Origin of the sequence: Streptomyces sp. DH41, from assembly GCF_029813785.1 — a bacterium.
GTDB lineage: Bacteria > Actinomycetota > Actinomycetes > Streptomycetales > Streptomycetaceae > Streptomyces.
In genome coordinates this window covers 22,331-31,347 of sequence record NZ_JARVKY010000047.1, presented here as the reverse complement: position 1 = coordinate 31,347, position 9,017 = coordinate 22,331, and the positions used below count along the sequence as shown (strand labels likewise).

The window sequence follows — 9,017 nt, the reverse complement described above, 5'->3', positions numbered from 1 at the left end:
GGCGGCGGCGGGGGGCCGGGGGGTCGTAAACCAGTCAGGTCAGTGAAAGACCGGCTTCACGGGCAGACAGGAAGGGAGGCGGGAGGGGGAGAGAAGCGGGGCGGAGAAGGGGAGTGGGGGCGGGGAAGCTGGGGCGGAGAAGCGGAACGGGGGCGGGGAAGGCGCGGGAGCGGTCGGGTCGGGGGCGGTCAGTGGATGATCCCCGTGCGCAGGGCCACGGCGACCATTCCGGCGCGGTCGCCGGTGCCGAGCTTGCGGGCGATGCGGGCCAGGTGGCTCTTGACGGTCAGGGCGGACAGGCCCATCGAGACGCCGATCGCCTTGTTCGACTGGCCCTCCGCGACCAGTCGCAGTACCTCCACCTCGCGGCCGGAGAGCTCGCGGTAGCCGCCCGGGTGGCTCGGGGCGCCCGGGGGGCGGCGGTGCAGGCGGGCGGCGGCGGCGCCGATGGGGGCGGCGCCCGGCCGGGTGGGGAGCCCGACGTTGGTACGGGTGCCGGTGACGACGTAGCCCTTGACACCGCCGGCGAGGGCGTTGCGTACGGCGCCGATGTCGTCGGCGGCGGACAGGGCGAGGCCGTTGGGCCAGCCCGCGGCGCGGGTCTCCGACAGCAGGGTCAGGCCGGAGCCGTCGGGGAGATGGACGTCTGCGACACAGATGTCGCGGGGGTTGCCGATGCGGGGACGAGCCTCCGCGACGGACGAGGCCTCGATGACGTCGCGCACACCGAGCGCCCACAGATGGCGGGTGACGGTGGAACGGACGCGCGGGTCGGCCACGACCACCATGGCGGTCGGCTTGTTCGGGCGGTAGGCGACCAGGCTTGCAGGCTGCTCGAGGAGAACGGACACCAGGCCTCCTGGGGTGCGGGACGGGGCCGGCTCTGGGGTTGAAGCCGGGACGAACCGTGCTTTCAAGGTCACAGTCGTCTTCGGCACCGAACCCGTCCGCCTTTAGAGAATGATCACGATCTGGTGAGTAACAATCCGAGCAATTCGGACACGCGGTCGATCATTCGAAGATCGAACGGTTCCACACTTTGTCGATACGGGGTCGAAAGTGGCCGTGTCGACAAAGTGACGGAACGTTTCCCGGGCCGCGCCGGGCCCGGGTGCGGAGGATGTGGGACGGGAGGTGTGGCGGTGTTCGCGTGTGTGTGGGGGGAGAGAGACGGCCTAGCGCGACTGCGGGCCGCGTCGCTGCGGCAGCGTGACGATCGACGCGTCACCCGGCGCGGCCGGCGGCAGCCCCGCGACCTGAGCCAGCAGATCGCACCACGAGGCGAGGTGCGTCGCGGTGTCCGGGACGCCGCCCAGACCCTCGCGCGGCGTCCAGGACGCCCGGATCTCGATCTGCGAGGCGGACGGTCGTTCCGACAGGCCCCCGAAGTAGTGAGAGCTCGCGCGCGTGACCGTGCCGCTGGGCTCCCCGTAGGTCAGCCCGCGCGCCTGCAGCGCGCCGGTGAGCCAGGACCAGCACACGTCGGGCAGCAGCGGATCGGCGGCCATCTCCGGCTCCAGTTCGGCACGCACCAGCGTCACCAGCCGGAAGGTGCCCCGCCAGGCGTCGTGCCCGGCCGGGTCGTGCAGCAGCACGAGCCGCCCGTCCGCCAGATCGTCGTCGCCGTCGACGACCGCGGCCTCCAGCGCGTACGCGTACGGTGCGAGCCGCTTCGGCGGGGGCACCGCCTCCACCTCGATCTGCGGCCGCAGCCGCGCGGCCCTGAGCGCCTCGACGGCCGCCGCGAAGGCCGGCGGTGCCGTACTCCCCGTATGCCGGGCCTCCCCCTCGGTACCCTTCGGTTCGTCCATTCCGCCAGCGCCGTCCGACAGTCGTCCCTGAGCCGCAGCCATGCGGGGAAGATTAAAGGGAACGGCGCCCCGGTGCAGGGAGGGACACCCGCGTGCGGGCGCGATGTCCGGATCACGTGGTGTCGCGCGACCTCGCGTGAGCGCCCCCACACCCCCCGCGCGCGGTCGCACCCCGTGTTCGGGCGCCCTCGCGGCGACATGCGAGACTTGCCGGTGTGAGTGCCAACCAGAGCCCCGCGGGCAAGCAGCCGACCGCCACGTACGACTCCGCGTTCCTCAGGGCGTGCAGGCGTGAGCCGGTGCCGCACACCCCCGTGTGGTTCATGCGGCAGGCCGGACGCTCGCTGCCGGAGTACCTCAAGGTGCGCGAGGGCATCCCGATGCTCGAGTCCTGCATGCGGCCCGAACTGGTCGCCGAGATCACCCTCCAGCCGGTGCGCCGGCACGGCGTGGACGCGGCGATCTACTTCAGCGACATCGTGGTCCCGCTCAAGGCCATCGGCATCGACCTCGACATCAAGCCGGGCGTCGGCCCGGTCATCGAGAACCCGATCCGTACCCGGGCGGACCTGGCACGGCTGCGCGACCTCACCCCCGAGGACGTCTCCTACGTCACCGAGGCGTACGGCCTGCTCACCCGTGAGCTCGGCGCCACCCCGCTGATCGGCTTCGCGGGCGCGCCGTTCACCCTCGCGAGCTACCTCGTGGAGGGCGGCCCGTCCCGCAACCACGAGCACACCAAGGCGCTCATGTACGGCGACCCGCAGCTGTGGGCCGACCTCCTGGACCGGCTCGCCGACATCACGGCCGCCTTCCTCAAGGTGCAGATCGAGGCGGGCGCGAGCGCGGTCCAGCTCTTCGACTCCTGGGTCGGCGCCCTCTCGCCCGCGGACTACCGCCGCTCGGTGATGCCCGCCTCGAGCAAGGTCTTCGAGGCCATCGCCGGGTACGGGGTGCCGCGCATCCACTTCGGCGTCGGCACCGGCGAACTCCTCGGCCTCATGGGCGAGGCCGGCGCGGACGTCGTCGGCGCCGACTGGCGCGTCCCGATGGACGAGGCCGCCCGCCGTGTCGGCCCCGGCAAGGCGCTCCAGGGCAACCTGGACCCCGCCGTCCTCTTCTCCACCCGGCAGGCGGTCGAGACCAAGACCCGCGAGATCCTGGACGCCGCGGCGGACCTGGAGGGCCACATCTTCAACCTCGGCCACGGCGTCCTGCCCGCCACCGAACCGGACGCGCTGACCCGTCTCGTGGAGTACGTCCACACCCGGACCGCGCGCTGAGCCGTCTCGGGGGCGGTACCGGCCCGGCGGACCCGGGCGTCAGGGCACGGAGGCCGCCCCGCGCCGGCACTCACCGCGTCTCGTCCCGCTCCTCCCGGGTCATGGCCGCAAGAGAGTGGACCAGGTCGGTCATCCGGCGATCGGCACGGGCCACCTGGCTCTCGTCCAGCGAGACCCCCAGCGCGAAACGGCCCTCGCCCCGGTCCGCGTAGAACAGGGCGCCCTCCTCCACGTCCAGGACGACCCGGGTCAGTCGGCCCGGCACCACCGCCCGCAGGGACTGGTTGAGGCGGGCCACGACGTAGTGCAGGCGCTCGCCGAGTCCCACGTACCGGGTTCGCCGTTCGTCCCTGCTCAGGGTGCGGAAGAAGCCCGCCAGCGCCGGGTCGTTGAAGACGTCCGCGGTGAGGTGGCCGGTGTCCGGGGCGAAGTAGCCGGCATAGTGCAGACCGTTCACGGCCACCGCCCGCGCGCAGCGCGCCAGCACCGGGGGGTCCGGCGTGCCCCAGTCCCCCTCCTTGACCAGGTGGGGTTCCTTGGAGCCGGCCCAGGGCGTCGCCGCCGACGGGCACGACGCGGTCACGAAGCCGCCCGGGTTGAGGAACGGGAGGCCGAGTTCCTCGCGGAACGCGGCTATGAGGTCGGCCATGGCGCGGTCACCCGCGTCGACCGTGTCGGCACGCAGCGAGAACCCGGTCAGGTACTCGTCGGACCGGAAGTAGTAGTGGAAGACCGCCCCGTCGCCGAACTGCAGGACACTGCGGACGAGCCTGCCGCTGTCCACCGAGCGCAGTACGTGGTCCATCCGGCCCAGGACGTAGTGCAGTTGCCGCCCGACCCGGGTGAACTGCCGTCGGCGGTCCGCCGGGTCCGTCGCGGCCGGGGAGCCCTCCGTCGGGACCGGCAGCCGGTCCAGGATGTCCGCCGAGTAGTTGAAGACACCCCAGTGGTACTGCGCGACATGGTGCAGCCCGTCTTCGCTCAGCGCGGACGCGCACAGGTCGATGAACGCGTCGCTGTCGTCGGTGACGTGGTCCGCGCGGTGCTGACGGGGGCCGGGCGCCGCGCCCCGCCGCTCCGGTGGCCCCGAACCCGCTCCGGCAGCCGGTTCCGCCGCCCCCGTGCCCCCCGGCGCCGCTGTCCTCCAGTCGTCGCTCATCTCGCCTCCAGGCCCCCGGTGTTCAGGACGTCCGGCCACCTCGCGCGCAGCTGAGCGCACAGGGCCTGGACGAGTGGACTCGCCGTACTCGGTATCCGGCCCGACCGGATGGACCGAGCCGCGGCCCGGTCGTGGGGCAGCCGCATGAGGGGCGCGCCGGCCCGGACGGGGTCCGCGCCGGCGCCGGCGAACCCGCCCCGCGGACTGTTGCACACCCAGCCGAGTACCTTGCGGCTCAGCCCGTGGCCGGCCAGCCACCCCAAGAGCTGGGCGGTCTCCTCGCCGTCCGCCGCCTCGTGCTGCCCGACGAGGACGAGGTTCTCGACACGGCGGCACACCTCCAGCGTGGCCGCGGTCCTGCCGACACCGCAGTCGACGAGCAGGAAGCCGCCCAACTCCATCAGACGCTCCGTGGCCGTGCCGATGACCAGCTCCAGCGTGCCGTCGGCCGGCAGGCGTTCGCCCGGCTTCTCCCCCGGCCCGAGCGGGAGCAGCACCATGTCCTGGCGTGGCCCGTCGCCGGTCCGCACATGACGCAGCCGACGCGCCACGGACCGCTCCTCCAGCCCGATGACGTCCTCGGCGAAGCCGACGAGCCCGTCGAGGGGCGCATCGGTCACCGCGTTCCACGACCGGGTCAGCTCCGTGAGACCGCCGGCGTCCAGGTCCGCGTCCATGAGGATCACGGACTGGCCCAGTCGCCCCACCCCGTCGTCGATGAGCAGACCCGCCGCCGCTGTCAGAAGCGTCGCCCCGCTGCCGCGCGAGGTGGACAGCACCGCCACCGCGTGCGGTACGCCGACGGTCTCCGACGCCCGTGATGCCATCGGGGCCTCCCTCATCAGATGCCGCCCCTCAGATCGAGGGGATGTCCAGTTCGATGCCGATCCGCTTTCCCGGTCCCGGCGGGCCGGGTTCGTCCGGACGGCGGCCCAGGTGCGAGGCGACCATCCGGGCGAGGGGATGGTCGGCGTCGTACTTCCGCAGCAGGCCCTCGTGCGTACGCTCGTCGAGCTCGTGCGCCGCCTCGGAGTCGCCGGCGAAGACAAGCATGTTGGCATGGTTGAGGGACGCTGTCAGGACGAACGGGTGATGCGGATCGATGTCCAGGCATTCCCGCAGCCCGCGCCAGGCGCGCTCACTGAGCTCGACGGCCGACTCCAGCTCGGCGTCGCGCAGACACAGAGCGAGGTTCATCTCGCAGATACGGGCGAAGAGATGGTCTTCGCCCCAGCTCCGGTAGGCGGCGAGGTTCAGCTCGGCCAGTGCCATGGCCTGCTGCGTCCGTCCGAGGAGCCGCAGATCGGCGGCGAGCCCCACGCGCGCCGCCAGAGCCTCGGGATGCGGCTCACCGCCGTACGCCTCGAACCCTTCCCTCGCCCGCAGATCGCACTTGCGGGCGGAGTCCAGCTTGCCCCGCGCCGCGTCCTCGGTCTGGCCGGGGTCCAGCACGGCGATGTGCCGCAGCGTCGAAGCCAGGGCGGTCGAGGCCCGCAGGGTGGTCAGGTCGGACCAGCCGAAGCCGCCCTCCTCGTCGCCCGCCAGCCGGTAGACGTCCTGCAGCCGGGTCAGCGACGCCGTGAGCTGCCCGGACTCCCGCAGGCGGGTGCCCACGTGGACCGAGGTGCGCAGGGTCAGAGGATCCCGCTTGCCGAGGACCCGTACCCGGCGGTCGTACACCTCCCGGTGCACCTCCAGGGAGTCGCCGGTGAGACCGACCATGGCCAGCGAGAGCCCGAAGTTGCTGGACGCCATCAGGGTGAAATGGTGGTCGGGCCCGGACTTGGCGCGCAGCACCTCCCGGGTGGAGTGGTCCTCGGCGACCGCCTCCTGCGGACAGCCCAGGGCACGCAGTTCGCCACCCCGCCCCAGGGCGCTGCGCATGGTGTACGCGCCGTCCAGCCCGTCCACGGCGCGCAGTTCGGCCAGCGCCGCGCTGTTGATCCGGTTGGCCTCGGTGAACCGGCCCGCGTCGGTGTGGGTGTTGGCCAGCTCCACCCGCAGGCGCAGCAGGAGCAGCCGCCCCCTGGGGTCCGCCCCGGCCGAACGGGCGGTCCAGGCCGCCTCCAGGGTCGTCGCCAGCGAGAACGCGGAGTTCAGACGCTGGCTGCGGCGCCGGTAGCGCACCTGGTTGACCAGCCAGCGGCGTACGTCGAGATCGTCGTCCTCGACGGCACCGGACGGTTCGACGTGCGCGTCCAGTTCCGCGTAACGGGCGTCCATGGCCTGGTCGTCCACGTGCTCGTCCGGCGGCGAATACGCGGCGAGGGCGCGCCGCACGCCCACCGCGACCTCCCGCTCCTCGTCCGGGGTCAGGTCCTGGCGCTGGGCCGCCAGGATTATCCGCGCGGCCGTCAGCCGCTTGCCGTTCTGGCTCTTGCGCGCCTGTGACCTGGCGGTGAGCCCGCGGACCGCGAAGCCGAGCAGGCGCGTGCCCTCCTCGCCCCCGGGCAGCCCGAGGAGCTCCAGGACGGCCGGTGACTCCAGCAGTCCCCAGCCCACCCCGTCCGGCGACAGCCGCGTCATCAGCCGCAGCAGGCGCGCCGAGACCGGGTGCTCCTTGTTCAGGTCCTCGACGACCGTCTGCCACACCGCCAGCGGACTGTCCAGGCCGTCGGCCAGCCGGGTCCCGATGCCCCGCTCCAGATCGGCCACCGCCTCCGCCACAGGCCGGCCGGTGCTGTTCAGGTAGGCGGCCATCTGGTCCAGCATCTGGGGGAGCGGTTCGACCAGGCCGGCCAGCCGCTCCGCGAGGTCCACGGAGAGGTCCTCCGTCTTGTGCAGCAGGTAGCGCACGGCCCCGTCCGCGGACGGAGGCTCCACCTCGATCCGCCGGGCCGGCGAGCCCCAGTCCGGGCACTCGGACGTGATCAGCACGTGCACCCGCGGGCTGTTGATGAGCAGACTCTCGACGGCGTCCGGGTGACGCGCGTCGTCGTACACGAGGAGCAGGCGCTCCGGACCGCTCTCCTCGTCCTCCAGCATGTCCCGCAGGGCGTCGACCGCCCGCGGGGAGTTGCGCCGCGCGGCGCCCAACCGCTCGCTCAGCAGGACCAGTTCCCGCTCGATCCCCCCGGCGCTGCCGGCCGGCATCCACCACACGGCGTCGTAGTCGGCCGCGAACCGGTGCGTGTACTCGAGGGCGTACGACCGCTTGCCCACTCCGGACGGCCCGTGCAGCACGACGGGCTGTGCCGCCCGGCCCGGCGGCAGATCGTTCCTGAGCCGGCGCAGGTACTCCTCGCGGCCGAGGAACGTGGCGTTGCGCTGGAGCGGTACGTGCCACAGCTGGGGGCGTCGCCCGGGGAACCGGGGGCCGCGGCCGGCCCGGTCGGTCCAGGTGGCCGGAGGCCGGCTCTCGGGCAGGAAGTGTGCCAGCAGGGCGCCGCGCGCCGCCTCCTCCTCCAGGGTGTACAGCTTCGGCCCCGGGCGGTCCCGGAACGGTGGCTGCACCTCCACGTCCTCCAGCCACGCCACGTCGATCCTCGCCCTGTTGTTCAGCCCGCCCTGCCTCGGCATGCGCCGGGCCAGCCCGGTGAGGCGGGCGGAGGAGACCATCGACGCCGACATCAGGACCAGGACGTCGCCCGTGGTGTCGGTACCGGCCGGTGTGGCGGCGGTGGGCGGCGGGAACTCGCAGGCGACGCCGTTGGCGGTGAGTTCGGCGCGGATCCAGTCCGCCCACGCCCGGTCCCGGGGCTCGTACACGAGCTGCACGGTCCGGCGCGGGACCGGTACCTCGGCGTACTCCCTGGCGTAGCGGCCGCGGTCTTCGGCCGTCACGGGGGCGAAGCGCAGCGACGGATCGCCCGTGATCTCCTGGGCGAGGCGTTCGTACGCCAGCTTCTGCAGGGACGGCTCGTGCTTCTCCAGGGCGAACGGCAGGAGGGTCTCCTCGTAGGCGACGTTCGCGAGGTGCCGTACCTCCACCTCGCGCCAGTACTGCTCCTCGGTGCCGAGCAGGATCGGACCGGTCGCGCCCGCGAACTGGTCCCGGGCCCTGAGCCGGCGGCGCTCGGCCCGCTCGCGGTCGGACTCCTCCACCCGCATCGGCACGGGCAGCACCCTGATCCGGCCGTCGGACTGCTCCCGCACCTGGCGTGCGACGGCGGCCGAGCCCTCGATGGACTGGTTGCTCAGGTTGAACCCGACGACCACCACGTCGGGCAGGACCAGTGTGCACAGGCTCGCGTTGTCCGAGTGCCCGGTACGGCTGTCGATGAGGACGTAGTCGTAGTCGTCGCCGCGCAGGTTCTCCCGCAGCGCGTCGGTGAAGCGCCGGCCGTGCTGCTCCTGGTAGAACCGCGCCCACTCGAAGGTCGCCACGTAGCGGCTGTAGAAGCTGTCCTGCCGGCCGGGCCCCAGGAAGTCGACACGGCCCTCGGGGCGGGCGAAACGGTAGGTGAGCGGGTCGGCGTGGTTGCCCATCTGGGTGTGGCGTTCGAGCAGCTCGTCCAGGCGTGCTGTGGGGAGACCGTCGTGCGTGGCCGCCTCGACGGCCCTGCCGTACTCCAGGACCATCTCCACGACGCCCGTCGAGCTGCTCAGCTCGGGGTCGCGGAGAAAGGGGCGCAGGAAGCGGTGCAGCCCCGGGGACTCCAGGTCCCAGTCGACGACGAGTACCCGGTGGCCCGCGTCGGCCAGGACCCAGGCGACGTTGGCCAGCGCCATGGTGCGCCCGACGCCGCCCTTGTAGGAGTAGAAGGTGACGATGGTCGCCCGGTTCCGGTTTCGAGGGGAACCCGACGGCTCGGCGCTGCTCAT

General features: G+C 72.8%; 6 protein-coding genes. 1 reads left to right on the top strand and 5 read right to left on the bottom strand.

Annotated elements, in window-relative coordinates; genetic code table 11:
• Window positions 1-188: 188 nt before the first annotated feature.
• Together QC283_RS38560 and QC283_RS38555 are read right to left on the bottom strand one after the other, a co-directional pair.
• Complete coding sequence (locus tag QC283_RS38560) at window positions 189-851, bottom strand: response regulator transcription factor (protein ID WP_003972894.1); 663 nt, start codon at window positions 849-851, stop codon at window positions 189-191.
• A gap of 324 nt (window positions 852-1,175) precedes the next feature.
• Window positions 1,176-1,853 (bottom strand): DUF3000 domain-containing protein, encoded by a 678-nt coding sequence (locus QC283_RS38555; RefSeq protein WP_279566460.1) that lies wholly within the window; start codon window positions 1,851-1,853, stop codon window positions 1,176-1,178.
• Window positions 1,854-2,026: 173 nt separating this feature from the next.
• On the opposite strand from QC283_RS38555, the gene hemE reads away from it, so the two are divergent.
• Window positions 2,027-3,094 carry a uroporphyrinogen decarboxylase gene (gene hemE / locus QC283_RS38550; protein WP_279566459.1) on the top strand — a complete coding sequence of 356 codons (1,068 nt, stop codon included), beginning with the start codon at window positions 2,027-2,029 and terminating at the stop codon, window positions 3,092-3,094.
• 70 nt (window positions 3,095-3,164) lie between these two features.
• Here the strand turns inward: hemE and QC283_RS38545 are convergent, their stop codons facing one another.
• The 3 genes from QC283_RS38545 to fxsT are packed head-to-tail and all read right to left on the bottom strand — an operon-like array spanning window position 3,165 to window position 9,017.
• Window positions 3,165-4,253 (bottom strand): hypothetical protein, encoded by a 1,089-nt coding sequence (locus QC283_RS38545; protein ID WP_279566458.1) that lies wholly within the window; start codon window positions 4,251-4,253, stop codon window positions 3,165-3,167.
• Window positions 4,250-5,080, bottom strand: coding sequence for a MinD/ParA family ATP-binding protein (locus QC283_RS38540; RefSeq protein ID WP_279566457.1), 831 nt, complete (start codon window positions 5,078-5,080; stop codon window positions 4,250-4,252). The genes QC283_RS38545 and QC283_RS38540 overlap by 4 nt, the downstream gene beginning before the upstream one ends.
• Window positions 5,081-5,108: 28 nt before the next feature.
• Window positions 5,109-9,017, bottom strand: a complete 3,909-nt coding sequence (fxsT, locus tag QC283_RS38535) for an FxSxx-COOH system tetratricopeptide repeat protein (RefSeq protein ID WP_279566456.1) — start codon at window positions 9,015-9,017, stop codon at window positions 5,109-5,111.

What these genes read in the sequence shown, in the direction of transcription:
- QC283_RS38545 (WP_279566458.1), bottom strand. Translation starts at nt 4,253, where the DNA reads ATGAGCGACGACTGGAGGACAGCGGCGCCGGGGGGCACGGGGGCGGCG.
- QC283_RS38540 (WP_279566457.1), bottom strand. Translation starts at nt 5,080, where the DNA reads ATGGCATCACGGGCGTCGGAGACCGTCGGCGTACCGCACGCGGTGGCG.
- fxsT (WP_279566456.1), bottom strand. Translation starts at nt 9,017, where the DNA reads ATGAGCAGCGCCGAGCCGTCGGGTTCCCCTCGAAACCGGAACCGGGCG.
- QC283_RS38555 (WP_279566460.1), bottom strand. Translation starts at nt 1,853, where the DNA reads ATGGCTGCGGCTCAGGGACGACTGTCGGACGGCGCTGGCGGAATGGAC.